General features: G+C 66.8%; 13 protein-coding genes and 1 tRNA gene. 9 read left to right on the top strand and 5 right to left on the bottom strand.

Annotated features, from left to right (window positions below):
* Positions 1–58: 58 nt before the first annotated feature.
* From scpA to GGR89_RS19585, 3 genes are all read right to left on the bottom strand, one after another.
* Positions 59–2,200 (bottom strand): methylmalonyl-CoA mutase, encoded by a 2,142-nt coding sequence (scpA, locus tag GGR89_RS19595; RefSeq protein WP_125973809.1) that lies wholly within the window; start codon positions 2,198–2,200, stop codon positions 59–61.
* Positions 2,201–2,350: 150 nt separating this feature from the next.
* Complete coding sequence (gene mce / locus GGR89_RS19590) at positions 2,351–2,770, bottom strand: methylmalonyl-CoA epimerase (protein ID WP_125973763.1); 420 nt, start codon at positions 2,768–2,770, stop codon at positions 2,351–2,353.
* 23 nt (positions 2,771–2,793) lie between these two features.
* Positions 2,794–4,320 carry an acyl-CoA carboxylase subunit beta gene (locus tag GGR89_RS19585; RefSeq protein ID WP_125973765.1) on the bottom strand — a complete coding sequence of 509 codons (1,527 nt, stop codon included), beginning with the start codon at positions 4,318–4,320 and terminating at the stop codon, positions 2,794–2,796.
* Between the two features lie 103 nt (positions 4,321–4,423).
* Here GGR89_RS19585 and GGR89_RS19580 point away from each other — a divergent pair, with 103 nt between their 5' ends.
* Positions 4,424–5,851: a helix-turn-helix domain-containing protein gene (locus tag GGR89_RS19580; RefSeq protein WP_125973767.1), complete on the top strand. Its 1,428-nt coding sequence runs from the start codon at positions 4,424–4,426 to the stop codon at positions 5,849–5,851.
* Between the two features lie 66 nt (positions 5,852–5,917).
* On the top strand, positions 5,918–6,679 hold the full coding sequence (locus GGR89_RS19575) for a class II aldolase/adducin family protein (RefSeq protein WP_125973769.1): 762 nt from the start codon (positions 5,918–5,920) through the stop codon (positions 6,677–6,679).
* 55 nt (positions 6,680–6,734) lie between these two features.
* Here the strand turns inward: GGR89_RS19575 and GGR89_RS19570 are convergent, their stop codons facing one another.
* Positions 6,735–7,535: a DODA-type extradiol aromatic ring-opening family dioxygenase gene (locus GGR89_RS19570; RefSeq protein WP_125973771.1), complete on the bottom strand. Its 801-nt coding sequence runs from the start codon at positions 7,533–7,535 to the stop codon at positions 6,735–6,737.
* Positions 7,536–7,612: 77 nt separating this feature from the next.
* On the opposite strand from GGR89_RS19570, the gene GGR89_RS19565 reads away from it, so the two are divergent.
* From GGR89_RS19565 to GGR89_RS19555, 3 genes are all read left to right on the top strand, one after another.
* Positions 7,613–8,086: a (2Fe-2S)-binding protein gene (locus GGR89_RS19565; protein ID WP_125973773.1), complete on the top strand. Its 474-nt coding sequence runs from the start codon at positions 7,613–7,615 to the stop codon at positions 8,084–8,086.
* 107 nt (positions 8,087–8,193) lie between these two features.
* A complete protein-coding gene (locus GGR89_RS19560; RefSeq protein ID WP_125973775.1) occupies positions 8,194–9,033 on the top strand; it encodes an RcnB family protein in 840 nt (279 codons plus the stop codon).
* A gap of 74 nt (positions 9,034–9,107) precedes the next feature.
* Positions 9,108–9,830: a 2OG-Fe(II) oxygenase gene (locus GGR89_RS19555; protein ID WP_125973777.1), complete on the top strand. Its 723-nt coding sequence runs from the start codon at positions 9,108–9,110 to the stop codon at positions 9,828–9,830.
* A gap of 3 nt (positions 9,831–9,833) precedes the next feature.
* Here the strand turns inward: GGR89_RS19555 and GGR89_RS19550 are convergent, their stop codons facing one another.
* Positions 9,834–10,253: an RrF2 family transcriptional regulator gene (locus GGR89_RS19550; protein ID WP_125973779.1), complete on the bottom strand. Its 420-nt coding sequence runs from the start codon at positions 10,251–10,253 to the stop codon at positions 9,834–9,836.
* A gap of 131 nt (positions 10,254–10,384) precedes the next feature.
* Here GGR89_RS19550 and hcp point away from each other — a divergent pair, with 131 nt between their 5' ends.
* The 4 genes from hcp (at position 10,385) to GGR89_RS19530 (ending at position 15,405) form a co-directional block, all read left to right on the top strand.
* Positions 10,385–12,025: a hydroxylamine reductase gene (gene hcp / locus GGR89_RS19545; RefSeq protein WP_125973781.1), complete on the top strand. Its 1,641-nt coding sequence runs from the start codon at positions 10,385–10,387 to the stop codon at positions 12,023–12,025.
* An 85-nt stretch (positions 12,026–12,110) separates the two neighbouring features.
* Entirely contained in the window at positions 12,111–13,877 is a 1,767-nt protein-coding gene (gene recJ / locus GGR89_RS19540) for a single-stranded-DNA-specific exonuclease RecJ (protein ID WP_125973783.1), read from the top strand.
* A 54-nt stretch (positions 13,878–13,931) separates the two neighbouring features.
* A tRNA-Glu gene (locus GGR89_RS19535) sits at positions 13,932–14,006 on the top strand.
* 163 nt (positions 14,007–14,169) lie between these two features.
* Entirely contained in the window at positions 14,170–15,405 is a 1,236-nt protein-coding gene (locus GGR89_RS19530) for a tyrosine-type recombinase/integrase (RefSeq protein ID WP_125973785.1), read from the top strand.
* Positions 15,406–15,611: the final 206 nt, after the last annotated feature.

The following is a 15,611-nucleotide window of genomic DNA, read 5'->3' as shown; positions in this document are numbered from 1 at the left end:
GAACGGTTACGCCGCTCGGCATAGCGGGTGCGCGCGCCCACGTAAAAGGGCAGCCTGGTCACTCGGCACCGGCGTCTAGTGGTGGCATGTTGTGGCCGAGCAGGCGCAGAACGTCCGCCGCGCATTCCACCACGTTAGACCCGGGGCCGTAGATCCCCTGCACCCCCGCCGCACGCAGCATTTCATAATCCTGCGGCGGAATGACTCCGCCCGCGATGACCTTGACGTCGTTCCGCCCGGCTTCCCGCAGGCCGCGGATCAACTCCGGGATAAGCGTCTTGTGCCCTGCCGCGAGACTAGAGGCTCCGACCACGTCGACGCCACTATCCAGCGCCAGCACCACCGTTTCCTCGGGCGTCTGGAACAATGGCCCGCTGACTACCTCGAACCCCATGTCCGAAAAGGCCGAGGCAATGACGTTGGCGCCGCGATCATGCCCGTCCTGGCCCATCTTGGCGACGAGCAGCCGCGGCTTGCGACCGAGTCGATGTTCGACCGCCTCGACGCCGCGCACCACCTCGGCCCAACGGCTGTCGTCAGCATAAGGCGCCGCATAGACGCCCCTTACCGGTGTCGGCTTGGTGGCATAGCGGCCGAAAACGTCTTCCATCGCCGCGCTGATCTCGCCCAGCGTCGCGCGAGCACGGGCAGCCACGACCGTCAGCTCCAGCAGGTTGCCGCCACCCTTCGCGCCTTCCCGCAGCGCATCGAGCGCCGCCTGGCATGCAGCCTCGTCGCGCGCTGCCTTCACCCGCTGGATGCGGGCGATCTGCGCCTCGCGCACGGCGGCGTTGTCGACCTCCAGCGTTTCCAGCAGATCCTCGTTCGGCAGCCGGTACTTGTTGACCCCGACGATCACGTCCTCGCCGCGATCCACCCGCGCCTGGCGCGCCGCCGCGGCTTCCTCGATCATCGCCTTGGGCCAGCCGGCGGCCACCGCCTTGGCCATGCCGCCCTCGGCCTCTACCCGTTCGATGATCTCCCAGGCCTTGTCGACCAGGCTCTGGGTCAGGCTCTCGACATAATAGCTGCCGCCCAGCGGATCGACGACCTTGGTCATCCCGGTCTCTTCCTGCAGCACGATCTGGGTGTTGCGGGCGATCCGGGCGGAGAAATCGGTCGGCAGCGCGATCGCTTCGTCGAGCGCGTTGGTGTGGAGGCTCTGGGTGCCGCCCAGCATCGCCGCCATCGCCTCGATCGTGGTGCGGATGACGTTGTTGTACGGGTCCTGCTCGGTGAGCGACACGCCCGAGGTCTGGCAATGGGTGCGCAGCATCTTCGAGCGATCGTCCTGCGCGCCGAGCCGGGTCATCACCCGGTGCCACAGCACCCGGGCGGCTCGCAGCTTCGCCACTTCCATGAAGAAGTTCATACCAATTGCGAAGAAGAAGCTCAGACGCCCTGCGAACTTGTCGATATCGAGGCCGGAGGCGACGCCATACTTCACATATTCCATGCCATCAGCGATGGTGAAGGCGAGCTCCTGCACCTGGGTCGCGCCGGCTTCCTGCATATGGTAGCCGGAGATGGAAATGCTGTTGAATTTCGGCATCTTCGCGCTGGTATAGGCGAAAATGTCCGAGATGATCCGCATGCTCGGTTCGGGCGGGTAGATATAGGTATTCCGAACCATGAACTCCTTGAGGATGTCGTTCTGGATCGTGCCTTCCAGCTTGTCCTGCGGAACGCCCTGCTCCTCGCCCGCAACGATGAAGAAGGCCAGCACCGGGATCACCGCGCCGTTCATCGTCATCGACACCGACATCTGGTCGAGCGGAATGCCGTCGAACAGGATCTTCATGTCCTCAACGCTGTCGATCGCGACACCCGCCTTGCCGACATCGCCCACCACGCGAGGGTGATCGCTGTCATAGCCACGATGGGTGGCGAGATCGAACGCGACCGACAGGCCCTTCTGCCCGGCGGCGAGGTTGCGGCGGTAGAAGGCGTTCGACTCCTCAGCGGTCGAGAAGCCGGCATACTGGCGGATGGTCCAGGGGCGACCGGCGTACATGGAGGCACGCACGCCGCGCGTGAACGGCGCGAACCCGGGCAGGCCGGGGTCGATGCCCGCCACATCCTCTTGGGTGTACAGAGGTTTGACCGGGATACCTTCCGGCGTTTCCCAGGTTAGGTCCTTGCCCTTCACCTCCTTGGAAGCGACGGCGGACCATTGGTCGAGCGAGGGCTTGGTCACAATCCTTCTCCCCACCGGGGAGAGGGAGGGAGCACGCGAAGCGTGCGGAAGGGAGAGGGGCTCGGAGCGGCGGCCATCCACTGCCCCTCTCCCTTCCCACGCGCTTCGCGCGCGGGCCCCTTCCCTCTCCCCGTTGGGGAGAGGGCGATTTGCTCAATGCCCGTCACGCGGCGTCTCCATGATCTCGGTAAGGATGCCGCCCATGTCCTTGGGGTGGACGAAGAAGATCGGCGTACCATGCGCCCCGATGCGTGGCTCGCCGAGCACCTTACAGCCCTTGGCTTCGAACCAGGCCTTGGCCTCGTGGATATCGGGCACTTCATAACAGAGGTGATGCTGTCCGCCCGCCAGGTTCTTGGCGAGGAAGCCGTGGATCGGCGACGCCTCCCCCAGCGGCTCGATCAGCTCGATCTGGCTGTTGGGCGCATCGACGAAGCACACCTTCACCCCCTGCGCGGGCAGCTCGAAGGGTTCGCGGATCACCTCCGCGCCCATCACGTCGCGATAAAAGGCGATCGAGGTTTCGATCGACGGCGTCGCAATGCCGACATGGTTGAGACGGCCGAGTTTCATCATGGTCCTCGATCAGCGCCGCGTCACAGCGGGATGTTGTCGTGCTTCTTCCACGGGTTTTCGAGCTGCTTGTTGCGCAGCTTGCGCAACCCCAGCGCAATCCGGCGGCGCGTCGAGTGCGGCATAATCACCTCGTCGACAAAGCCTTTGCTCGCTGCCACGAACGGGTTGGCGAAGCGCGCCTCATACTCGGCGGTGCGCTCGGCAATCTCCTCGGGCGTCTTGCCCCGGAAGATGATCTCCACCGCGCCCTTGGCGCCCATCACCGCGATCTCGGCGGTGGGCCAGGCATAGTTGAGGTCGCCGCGCAGATGCTTCGACGCCATGACGTCATAGGCGCCGCCATAGGCCTTGCGGGTGATGACCGTGATCTTGGGCACCGTCGCTTCGGCATAGGCGAACAGCAGTTTGGCGCCGTGCTTGATGATCCCCGAATGCTCCTGCCCGACGCCCGGCAGGAAGCCCGGCACGTCGACGAAGGTGACGATCGGGATCTCGAACGCGTCGCAGAAGCGCACGAACCTTGCCGCTTTCTTGGATGCATTGATGTCGAGACAGCCCGCCAGTACCATCGGCTGGTTCGCCACCACGCCGACCGTGCGCCCCTCGATCCGGCCGAAGCCGACCAGGATGTTGCCGGCATGGGCGGGCTGCAGCTCGAAGAACTCGCCCTCATCGAGCGTCTTCCGGATCAGCTCGTGCATGTCATAGGGCTGGTTGGCACTGGGCGGGATGATCGTGTCGAGGCTCTCGTCGATCCGATCCCAGGGATCGTCGCAGGGCCGCTCGGGCGGCGCCTCGCGGTTCGAGGCGGGAAGGAAGTCCACGAAGTCGCGGGCCGCGAGCAGCGCCTCGATATCGTTCTCGAAGGCCACGTCAGCGACCCCCGACTTCGTGGTATGCGTCACCGCTCCACCCAGTTCCTCCTGCGTGACGATCTCGTTGGTAACGGTCTTCACTACATCCGGGCCGGTGACAAACATGTAGGACGAATCCTTCACCATGAAGATGAAGTCCGTCATCGCGGGGCTGTAGACCGCGCCGCCGGCGCAGGGCCCCATGATCAGGCTGAGCTGGGGCACCACGCCCGAGGCCAGCACGTTGCGCTGGAACACCTCGGCATAGCCGCCGAGCGACGCCACGCCCTCCTGGATGCGCGCGCCGCCACTGTCGTTTAGGCCGATCACGGGCGCGCCGACCTTCATCGCCATGTCCATGATCTTGCAGATCTTCTGCGCGTGCCGTTCCGAGAGCGAGCCGCCGAACACGGTGAAATCCTGGCTGAACACGAAGACGAGGCGGCCGTTGATGGTGCCCGAGCCGGTGACCACGCCGTCGCCGGGGATCACCTGGTCCTGCATGCCGAAATCGGTGCAGTTGTGCTCGACATACATGTCGAGTTCCTCGAAGCTGTCCTGGTCGAGCAGCACCTCGAGCCGCTCGCGCGCGGTCAGCTTGCCCTTGGCGTGCTGTGCATCGATCCGCCTCTGGCCGCCACCCAGACGGGCAGCGGCACGACGGTGTTCCAGTTCCTCGATCGTCGACGACATCGGCATTCTCTCCGTGGACGCGGCTTGTGCACCGGGCCATGCCGGCTTCGCAAATGCAATGTTGCGAAGTTGCGGGGCGCAGGTTTGCAGAGTATGCGAACTCATGGCCAGCCAGCTCCCACCTTTGCCCCGCCGCCGCCTGTTCGAGGGCTTCCGCTTGCGCGACCTGCGGCGGCGTCTGAACATCCCGCAGGCGAGCATGGCCCGACGGCTGGGTATCTCGGTCTCCTATCTCTCGCAGATCGAGAACAACGACCGGCCGATCACCGACGGGGTACTGCTCGCACTCGTCCGCGAATTCCCGGTCGACGCGGCGGAGATCAATGGTGAAGGCGGGACTGCAGCCCTGCTTCGTGCAATCGACGCCGCGACCGATAGCAGCGTGCCCGCCGACCGGATCGACGAGGCCGATGTCCGCCGCGGCATCGAGCAACAGCCGCTGCTCGCCCGGCGGATGGTCGCGCTCCACGACGCCTATCGCCGCAGCCAGGAGCAGCTGCGCGTGCTCGACGACCGGTTCGACACCGGCTCGGGCGACGCCGCACCACTCCCTTGGGAAGAGGTGCGTGACTGGTTCCAGGCCGAGGGGAATTACATCGACGCGATCGACCGCTCGGCCGAATTGCTCGCCGACGCGCTCGCGCTCGACGACGACAATGTCGTTCGCGCCTTCGAGGACCGGCTGCGGCTGTGGCACGGCGTCCGCGTGGTCGGCGCGCAGGGCGACGGCAGCGAGCTCAGTCGCTTCGACGAGGGCGCACGGACGCTGGCGCTCAACCATGCCCTGCCGCCGGAAAGCCGCGCCTTCCTGCTCGCGCACCGGCTGGTCCGCTACGAGTTCGCCAACGAGATGCGGCTGGTGATCGATCGGGCCGGGCTCGCCTCGCCCGCCGCGCGCGAGCTGCTGAGCGTCGGGCTCGCCAACTATGCCGCGGGGGCGTTGCTGATGCCCTATGGTCGCTTCCGCGCGGCCGCCTATGAGGTGCGCCACGACATCGATCGCCTGCGTCAGCGTTTCGCGGTGAGCTTCGAGCAGGCGTGCCACCGGCTCTCGACGCTGCAGCGCCCCGGCGCGCAGGGCCTGCCGGTGTTCTTCTGCCGCGTCGACATGGCGGGCAACATCACCAAGCGGCACTCGGCCACGCGGCTGCAGTTCGCCGCGCTCGGCGGCGCGTGCCCCTTGTGGATCGTCCACGAGGCGGTGGCGATCCCGGACCGCATCCTGGTGCAGCTCGCCGAGATGCCCGACGGCACCCGCTATGTCTCGATGGCCAAGGGGCTGGTCAAGCCCTCGGGCAGCTTCACCCGTCCGCCCCGCCGCTATGCCGTCGCGCTGGGGTGCGAGGAGGCGCACGCCGCCGACTTCGTCTATGCCGATGCGCTGCGCACCGGCGGCGCCGCCACGCCGATCGGCGCCTCGTGCCGCATCTGCCCCCGGCTCGATTGCGACCAGCGCGCCTTCCCGCCTGCCGGATCGGTGATCGAGATCGACCCCGACCGCCGCCGCGCGGTGCCCTACGGCTTCCGCTGACGCTTGCGGGCGTCGCCCCCTTCATGGCATACCCGAAGCTCGAAAATAGAATTTTGGAGAGGTGCCATGGCAACCGTGCTCGCCCCCAGTCCGCAGGTCAGCGACGCCGAATGGGAGGCGCGCCAGCAGCTCGCCGCCTGCTACCGCGTGTTCGACATGCTCGGCTGGTCCGAGATGATCTACAACCACATCACGGTGAAGCTGCCGGACCAGGAAGGTGCCTTCCTGATCAACCCCTTCGGATTGCATTTCAGCGAGGTGAAGGCCTCGAACCTCGTCAAGATCGACATCGACGGCAACAAGCTGGACGACTCGCCCTATCCGGTGAACCGGGCGGGCTTCGTCCAGCATGCGCTGTTCCACCGGCATCTGCCCGACGCGCATTGCATCATGCACAGCCACACCACCGCCGGCATGGCGGTCGCCTCGCTCGAAGGCGGGCTGCGGCCGACCAATTTCTACGCGTGCAACTTCATCGGCCAGATCGCCTACCATGACTTCGAAGGCGTCACCGTGCGCGACGAGGAAGGCGAAAGGCTGCTGGCCCATCTCGGCGACAAGCGCGTGATGCTGCTGCGCAACCACGGTATCCTCGCCATGGGCCGCACGCTGCCCGAGGCGTTCGTCAAGCACTGGGCGCTGCAGCGCGCCTGCGAGATCCAGGTCGCGACGATGGGCATGGGCCAGCCGATCGAGATTTCGCCGGAGGTCGTCGCCGTCCACCAGCGCGACGTTCATATGGCGCAGGTCCCCGGCGGCCCGGGCGCTGCGGACTTCGCCGCGATGGTCCGGCTGGTCGACCGGATCGATCGCAGCTGGCGCGAGTGATCGCTTTAAACGCATTTTCCGAGCCGTCGCCCGCACGCGGGCAACTAGAAAATGCTCATCCGAAGCGGAAGCCGCTCACCGCCCAGCCGAGCACATGGTCGCGATAGTCGCAGACCGCCGGCCCCTCACCGCCCGCACCGAGCGCGACCATCAGCGGCAGGAGGTGCTCCTCGCGCGGATGCGCGAATTCGGCATAGGGCAGATCTCGCCAAGCGACGATCCTGGCTTCGCGACGCGTCGGATCGGGATCGGTAGCGGCGTCGACCAGCGCGTCGTCCCAGGCATCGGCATAGGGCGTAGCCTGCGGCCCGCGAGCGCGCAGATTGTGGAAGCTCATGCCCGAGCCGACGATCAGCACCCCCTCGTCGCGCAACGGCGCCAGCGCCTTGCCGATCGCGACATGCGCGGCGGGATCGAGATCGGCCCGCAGCGACACTTGCACGAGCGGGATGTCGGCAGCCGGCACCGCGACCTTCATCGGAATGAACACACCGTGGTCCCAGCCGCGCTCGCGCTCGACCCCGGCGGGGAAGCCGGCGGCGTCGAGCAGCACCTCGGCCCGCAGCGCCACCTCGGGCGCGCCGGGGGCATCCCAGCGCAGATGATAGGTGTGCTCGGGGAAGCCGTAATAGTCGAACAGCAGCGGCTGGCCGTCGCCGACATGCACGGTAACGTCGCGCTCCTCCCAATGCCCGGAGACGAGCAGGATCGCCCGCGGCCGCTCGGGCAGGCTGGCGATACTCCCGGCGAGATAGGCCTGCATCGGGCGCCACATCGGATCGGGTGGGCCGCCGGCCGGATCCATGAAGAAGCACGGGCCGCCGCCATGGGGGACGAAGAGCGCGGGTAGGGTCATGCTCGCAATGTCGCCTGTGCCGCACCGACCGACAATGCCGGTTTCGGAAACCCGCCGTTTCCCGCTAGGGTCGCGCCATGACTCGGTTCACCGTCAACAACCAGCCGGTCCAGTATGACATGGATCCGCAGACGCCTTTGCTCTGGGCCTTGCGCGACGCCTCCAACCTCACCGGCACCAAATATGGCTGCGGCACCGGCGATTGCGGCGCCTGCACCGTCGATATCGACGGCGCCGCCCGCCTCGCCTGCCGCGAAACGATCGGCGCGATCGAAGGCACCTTCGTCACGACCATCGAGGGTCTCTCGCCCGATCGCAGCCACCCGGTGCAACAGGCCTTCCTCGCCGCCAATCTCGTCCAGTGCGGCTATTGCATTCCCGGCATGGTGATGGCGGCGTCGGTGCTGATCCGCACCAATCGCAACCCGTCGGAAGAAGACATCCGCCAGGGCATCCCCAATATCTGCCGCTGCGGCATCTACCCGCGGCTGGTCGCGGCGATCCAGGATGCCGCGCGCATTGCCCGCGGCGACCCGGCCGACGGCGCCTGAATGCTTTCAATCTGCTGTCAGTGCAATTCAGAGCCCGCTCAGCGTCGGGCGCGTATTCGGCCAGCATCGGCACGGCGACTTCGCCGCTGCCACCGGAGAATGGTTCGATGAAGAGGATGCTGTTGGCGGCGATCGCAGCCGCGACTGCGCTGGTCCCCGCCGCTGCCATCGCGCAGGAGCGCGGCGAGCATCGCGGCAATGGCGGCTGGATGCGCCCCGACAACTTCCGTCCGCAGGGCGGCCAGGGAGGTCAGGGATGGCAGCGCCCCCAGGGCCAGCCCCAGAACGGCGGCAACTGGCAGCGTCCGCAGGGCAACCCCGGCTGGCAGCGTCCACAGGGTGCGCCGCAGGCGATGGATCGCGGCGACTGGCGTCGGCCCGATGGACAGCCCCGGCCGGCCTTCCAGCAACCGCAGGGTACGCAAAGCCCTGTCCAGCCGCGACGCGACTGGCGTGGGGGGCAGCGTCCCGACTGGCAGAACCGCGACCCGCAGGCCTGGCAGGATCGCCGCTGGGACGATCGTGGCCGCCCGCAGTGGAACGGCGCCCGCGACTGGGGCCGCCGCGACGGCTATCGCGGCTGGAACGATCGTCGCGACTGGGATCGCGCCGACCGCTGGCGCGGCAACGGCGGCATCTGGAACAATGGCTGGCGGAGCGACCATCGCTATGACTGGCGGGCCTATCGCGACTATAACCGCAGCCTCTACCGCCTGCCGCGCTATTATCCGCCGGCACGCTGGAGCTACGGATACAGGCGCTTCTCGGTGGGCTACCGGCTCGACAGATTCCTGTTCGCGCAGCAATATTGGATCAGCGATCCCTCTTTCTACCGGCTGCCGGACGTCTGGGGGCCGTATCGCTGGGTCCGCTATTATGACGACGCGCTGCTCGTCGATGTGGACAGCGGCCAGGTGGTCGACGTGATCTACGGCATCTTCTGGTGAGCGAAACGGGGGCCGGCAGCGATGCCGGCCCCTTGCGCTTGCATTCGCCGACGCCCGCGGCAAAGAGTTTCGCCGTGAGCAAAACCAACCCCAACAGCAAGGGATCGCCCTCCCCGGAGCGGGCACGGATCGGCCGCGAGGTCGCGGCGCGGCTGGACGCGAACCCGAACGTACGCCGCGCCAAGGTCGAACTGGCGCAGGTCTATACCTATCCCGATTTCTTCAGCGACGCCGAGTGCGACATGCTGATGGCGCTGATCGACAGCAACGCCCGCCCCTCCACGCTGCTCGCCGCGACCGACGATCCCGACTATCGCACCAGCCACAGCTCGGACCTGTATCGCTGGTCGCCCGACGTGCTGGCGATCGACAACCGCATCGCCGCCCTGCTCGGCATCCCGGTCGAAAATGCCGAGACGATGCAGGGCCAGCGTTATGCGCCCAACCAGCAGTTCCGTGCGCATTGCGACTATTTCCACGAAGACAGCGGCTATTGGGACAAGATGGTCGAGACCGGCGGCCAGCGCACCTGGACCGCGATGGGCTATCTCAACACCGTCGAGGAAGGCGGCGCCACCTGGTTCCCGCGCGCCGGCATCCGCTTCAAGCCCAAGCGCGGCCTGCTGGTGATCTGGAACAACATGCTTGCCGACGGCAGCCCCAATTACGACACACTGCACGAGGGCATGCGCGTCGTCGAGGGGACCAAGTACATCATCACCAAATGGTTTCGCGAGCAGGCCTGGATCAAGGCGCCGATCCAGACCTATCGCTCGGGCGTGGTCGACGCCGACTGAGCTTCAGGCGGCGCGCGGCGGCCAGAGCTGGCCCGCCCGCCCGCGCAGCACGTCCGCCAGCGTATAGCGCCGCAGCACGTCCATGAAGGCGCGCCGTGCTTCGGCGAGCACGCCCGGCAGGTTGCAGCCGCGGACTAACCGGCAGCCGGTACAATCGACCATCGCGCAGCGCGGCTCGGTCACGTCGAGCACCGCGCCGATGTTGATCTCCGCCGGATCGCGCGCCAGCTGGATCCCGCCGCCGCGCCCGCGCACCGCCTCGATATAGCCGGCATGGGCGAGACCATTGGCGATCTTCATCAGATGCGTGGCGGAAATGTCCTGCTCCTCCGCCACCGACGCGATCGAGACGCGCCCTTCCCCGCTGCTGCCCAAGTGGATCAGCAGGCGCAGCGCGTAATCACTGTGGCGGGTCAATTGCATGCGACATCTTCTTAGCTGGCAAGCTCTGCAGATGCATGCGGAAGACTACGTATATTTGACAAGCGTCAAAGTGAGCGCGCGGGATACCCAATAACCGGAATTCAATATTCAGCTTTATTGGGAGACCGGCGATGTACTGCGTCCAGTGCGAACAATCGAACAAGGGTGGCTGTGCCGCCAAGATCGGCTCCTGCGGCAAGACGGCGCAGGTTGCGGAGCTGCAGGATGTGTTGCTGCGGGTACTGCAGGGCGTTTCGGTCTATGCCGATCGCGCCGCCGCCAAGAGCGCGCGCGACGCCATGGTGGATGCGTTCACGCCGCACGCCTGGTTCACCACGCTGACCAACGTCAATTTCGACGACACGCGCTTCGTGCCGCTGATCGCCCGCGCGCTATCGATGCGCGAGCGGGCGCGGCTGCTGGCCGAGGCCGCCGGGGCCGACCTTTCCGCGCTGCCCGAGCCCGCGCTGTGGAACCCCGGCACCACGCCCTCTGAACTCGCCGCCGCTGCCCCCTTCGCCGCGATCCAGCGCTTCGTCGATCGTGACGGGCCAAGCATCGTCGGCCTGCGCAACCTGATCCTCTACGGCCTGAAGGGCACCGCCGCCTATGGCGAGCATGCCCGGGTGCTCGGCTTCGAGGAGGACGCCATCAGCGCCGAGTTCCATCGCATCGCCGCCTTCCTCGCCACCGATCCAACCGACGTCGACGCGCTGCTCGGCCATGCGCTGGCGATCGGCGCGCTCAACCTCAAGGTGATGGAGCTGCTCGACGCCGCCAATACCGGCCGCTTCGGGCATCCGGAGCCGACGGCGGTGCGGATGACGCCAAGGGCGGGTAAGTGCCTGCTCGTCTCCGGCCACGACATGGGCGACCTGGAAGCGATCCTCCAGCAGACCGAAGGCACCGGCATCCACGTTTATACCCATGGCGAACTTCTCGCCGCCAATGCCTATCCGGGCTTGAAGAAGTACCCGCACCTCGCCGGCAATTACGGCGGCGCATGGCAGGACCAGCAGAGGGATTTCGATGCCTTTCCCGGCGCGATCGTGATGACCTCGAACTGCCTGATCAACCCCAACCTCAAGGGCTATAGCGGCCGTATCTTCACCGCGGGACCCGTGGGCTGGAAGGGGCTGCCGCACCTGGTGGACCATGACTTCGCACCCGCCGTCGCCTGCGCGCTGGCCCAGCCCGGCTTCGCCGAGGACGCGCCCGAGCAGACGATCACCATCGGCTTCGCCCGCAACACGGTGATGGGGGTCGCCGACACGCTGCTCGGCATGATCGGCAAGGGCGAGGTGAAGAACCTGTTCCTGATCGGCGGCTGCGACGGCGCGCGGCCGGGGCGCAACTATTTCCATGACCTCGCCATGGCGACGCCCAAGGACAGCTTGGTCCTCACCCTCGGCTGCGGCAAGTTCCGCTTCAACCGCGAGGATCTGGGCGCGATCAACGGCATCCCGCGGGTGCTCGACATCGGCCAGTGCAACGATGCCTATTCGGCGATCCGCATCGCCACCGCCGTCGCCGAGGCGCTGAACGTCGGCGTCAACGACCTGCCGCTCCATTACGCGATCAGCTGGTTCGAGCAGAAGGCGACCGCGGTGCTGCTGACGATGCTGCATCTCGGCCTGCGCCGGATCCATCTGGGCCCGACGCTGCCGCAGTTCCTCACGCCGGAGGTGCTTGGCATCCTGATCGCGAAATTCGACATCCGTCGGACCGGCGATGCGCACGACGATCTCGCGCACATGCTTGAGGCGGCGTGACGAACCCCCACCCCGCCCGACGCGCCGGGCGGGGTTTCGGCGCATGCCCCTCGACAATCGGCCACCCCCCGGCCACATCGGGGGCATGTCCCCTGCCCTGAATGTTCACCGTTCGATCCTCGGCCAGCCCTGGCGCTGGCGCGGCCTCGCCGCCGATGCACGCGACCCCGATTTCGCTCCCGACGACCTCGTCACCCAGCTGCTGCTCACCCGCGGCGTCGACCGCGCCGATCTGGAGCGTCACCGCACCCCCAGCATCCGCGCCTTCATGCCGGACCCCTCGATCTTCCGCGACATGGACCGCGCCGCCGAACGCCTCGCGGACGCGGTGGAAGCGCGCGAGCAGATCGCGATCTTCGGCGACTATGACGTCGACGGCGCCACCTCCGCGGCGCTGCTGATCCTGCTGCTGCGCGCGCTCGGCCTGGAGGCCACCCCCTATATCCCGGATCGCCTGATGGAAGGCTATGGCCCCTCGGGCGAGGCGCTGGTGCGCCTGAAGCAGCAGGGGCACGGGCTGATCGTCACCGTCGACTGCGGCGCGCAGGCGTTCGAGGCGCTGGCAATGGCGCGCGACGCCCAGGCCGATGTGATCGTGGTCGACCATCACAAATGCGCGACCGACCTGCCCGTCGCACACGCGCTGGTGAATCCCAACCGGCTCGACGAGGCCGAGGGCGCCGAGCACGGCCATCTCGCCGCCGTGGGCGTCGCCTTCCTGCTCGGCGCCGCCCTCGTGCGCACGCTGCGGACGCGCGGCTATTTCGCGAGCCGGCAGGAGCCGCGGCTGCTCGACCTGCTCGACATCGTGGCACTTGGCACCGTGGCCGATGTGGCGCAGCTCAAGGGGCTCAACCGCGCCTTCGTGGCCCAGGGCCTCAAGGTGATTGCGCAGCGGCGGAACATCGGGCTGGCCGCGCTGATCGAAGCCTCGCGGCTCACCCGCGCGCCGACCTGCACCGACCTCGGCTTTGCGCTGGGGCCGCGGATCAATGCGGGCGGTCGCGTCGGCAAGTCGGACCTCGGCGTCCGTCTGCTCACCACGCGCGATCCCGCCGAGGCGCGCGCCATCGCCGCCGAGCTCGACCTGCTCAACGAGGAGCGCCGCGCGATCGAAGCCGAAGTTCAGGCAGCGGCCGAATCGCTGTACCTGCTCGGTGGTGATCGGATGGTGGCGCTGGTCTCCGGCGAGGGCTGGCACCCCGGCGTAATCGGCATCGTCGCGGGGCGGCTGAAGGAAAAGTTCGGCCGGCCCGCGCTGGTGATTGCCATCGGCGAGGACGGGATCGGCAAGGGCTCGGGCCGGTCGATCCCCGGCGTGGACCTGGGTGCGGCGGTGCTGGCCGCCAAGGACGCCGGGCTGCTGATCGCCGGCGGCGGGCATGCGATGGCCTGCGGCGTGACGGTGGCCGCCGAGGGCGTGGAAGCGCTCGCGGCGTTCCTGGAGGAGCGCCTCGCCGAACGAATCGCGATCGCGCGCGGCGAACGGGCCCTGCTGCTCGATGCGGTGCTGAGCCCGGCGGGCGTGAACCCGATGCTGGTGGAGGCGATGGAGGCCGGCGGCCCCTACGGGATGGGATGGCCCGCGCCGCGAATCGCGGCGGGCCCGGTTCGCGTGATCAAGGCCGATGTGGTCGGCACCGGCGGCCATGTCCGCGCGATCGTCGCCGGAGCGGATGGGAAGAGCCTGAAGGCCGTCGCCTTCCGCCAGGCCGATACGGAACTGGGCCACGCGCTGCTCTCTGCCCCCTCGCACCGCCGGCTCTGGCTGGCCGGCCGGGCGAAGGTGGACACCTGGGGCAGCCGGCCCGCAGCAGAAATGCACATAGAAGATGCGGCATGGGCCGATTGAGTGCTTGACGGCTGCGAAATCGCCCCCTATTCGGCCGCTCCACGCCAAGCAGTTGGCCCCTTCGTCTAGCGGTTAGGACGCGGCCCTTTCACGGCTGAAACACGGGTTCGATTCCCGTAGGGGTCACCAAAGTGCCTTCCCAAGGCATGCCAGAACATGCCATAACTGGCTGTTTTCTGCGGTTTTTGGTGGTATAAGTCTCTCATCCAAGCTGGCAGAATGCCACTGCATACCAGCAAGCTGATGGTATTTTTGATGGCATGCGCCGGTCGCTTCGACGGGAGATACCATCATGGCGCTGTCGGTGGTTGCCATCAAAGCCGCAGAGATTCGCGGCAAGGCGTACAAGCTAAGCGATAGAGACGGGCTCTACCTGCTCGTGACCCCATCCGGCGGACGCTATTGGCGGATGAACTATCGACATTATGGGAAGCAAAAGACCCTCGCTTTCGGGGTTTGGCCCGACACCGGTCTGGCAGAAGCACGCGCCGAATGTGATGCCGCGCGGAAGGTGCTGGCCCGCGGCGAAGATCCCGCCGAGCGGATCAAGCTCGATCGGGTAGCGGCGACCGTCGCTGCCTCCAACAGCTTCGAAACGGTTGCGGACGAATGGTTGTCCAAGGTCGAAAAGGAAGGCCGTTCGCCGGTCACGATGAAGAAGCTCCGCTGGCTTCTCGGTTTCATCTACGCGTCGATCGGCAAGCGCCCGATCGCTGCGATATCCGCGCAGGAACTGCTTCTGATGCTGCGGAAGATGGAGGGCAACGCGCGTTACGAGACGGCAAAGCGGCTCCGCAGCACCTGTTCGCAGGTATTTCGCTACGCGATTGCGACCGCCCGCGCCGAGCGCGACGTCGCCGCTGACCTCCGCGGCGCGCTGATCGCGCCCAAGCCAGCACATCGCGCCGCAGTTACCACGCCAAAGGCCGCAGGCGAGCTTCTGAGGGCCATAGACGGCTTCCAGGGGCAGCCCAACACCCTCGCGGCGCTGAGGCTCCTGCCACACGTCTTTGTCCGCCCTGGCGAGCTACGTTTCGCAGAATGGCAGGACTTCGACCTGCAACGGGCGATCTGGACCATTCCGCCGCACAAGACGAAGATGCGGCGAGCCCATGCGATCCCCCTCTCCCGCCAAGCCCTCGCGATCCTTGCGTCGATTGAGCACGACGCAGACTATAGCAGCTATCTCTTCCCATCCCTCCGCTCCGTCCGAAAGCCGATGTCGGAGAACACGATCAATGCGGCACTCCGCCGGATGGGATATGCGCAGGACGAAATGACCGGCCACGGCTTCCGCGCGATGGCGGCCACGCTGCTCAACGAAATGGGTCTATGGCACCCCGACGCCGTCGAGCGGCAACTCGCGCACTGCGACAACAATGCCGTCCGCCGCGCCTACACCAGAGGCGAATATTGGGACGAACGCGTTCGCATGATGCAGCACTGGTCCGACCACCTCGACTTTCTGCGCCACCGTGCAAAGGTGTTGAGCAGGAACTTCGGGCAAGCGGCTGAGAGTCGAACTTAGTCGGATGAGGTGACCACGACTCCGCGCGGCCGCATGCTCTGCGACGACGGCGGCAAGCTCGCGGAGCCAATCCATCTAAAGCCTAAGATCACAATCCTAGAGCCGAAAGACTGAACCGCGCCGGGTTTGCCGGAGGCCATTAGATGTGAGTCACGCCGCCATAACGATCTGCTCAGCGGCAGCATAGTAGTTCGCTTCGGCTTCGG

This window comes from Sphingomonas trueperi, assembly GCF_011927635.1.
In the GTDB taxonomy this organism is placed as follows: domain Bacteria; phylum Pseudomonadota; class Alphaproteobacteria; order Sphingomonadales; family Sphingomonadaceae; genus Sphingomonas; species Sphingomonas trueperi.
Note: the sequence above shows the minus strand (reverse complement) of the source record. Positions and strands in the feature narration are given on the sequence as shown.